The organism is Leifsonia sp. SIMBA_070 (genome assembly GCF_046534635.1).
Taxonomy (GTDB): domain Bacteria; phylum Actinomycetota; class Actinomycetes; order Actinomycetales; family Microbacteriaceae; genus Leifsonia.
Genome location: NZ_JAWRYK010000848.1, coordinates 1 through 241 on the forward strand (window position 1 = coordinate 1; position 241 = coordinate 241).

Below are 241 nucleotides of genomic sequence, written 5' to 3' on the forward strand. Positions count from 1 at the left end.
GTCGGGCGAGGACGCGTCGTATCGCTCGAACGGCGAGGACTACAAGGTGCTGCATACGCTCGCCGACCTGCGCAACGTCGACACGAACCTGAACGGCCGCTACGTGCTCGGCAATGCAGTCGACGGCGCCAACGCGAAATTCCGCAGCATCGGCGGCGACAACGCGTTCTCCGGCGTGTTCGACGGGTTCGGCAACACGATCCAGCGGCTGTCGATCTAAAACGGCACGGCGAACGTCGGC

At 64.7% G+C, this 241-nt stretch carries 1 protein-coding gene; it reads left to right on the top strand.

Going from position 1 to position 241, the window contains the following annotated elements; genetic code table 11:
- Positions 1-220: hypothetical protein (locus SB754_RS22620; RefSeq protein ID WP_410784513.1), on the top strand; the 220-nt coding region annotated here is incomplete at its 5' end.
- Between the last annotated feature and the right edge of the window lie 21 nt (positions 221-241).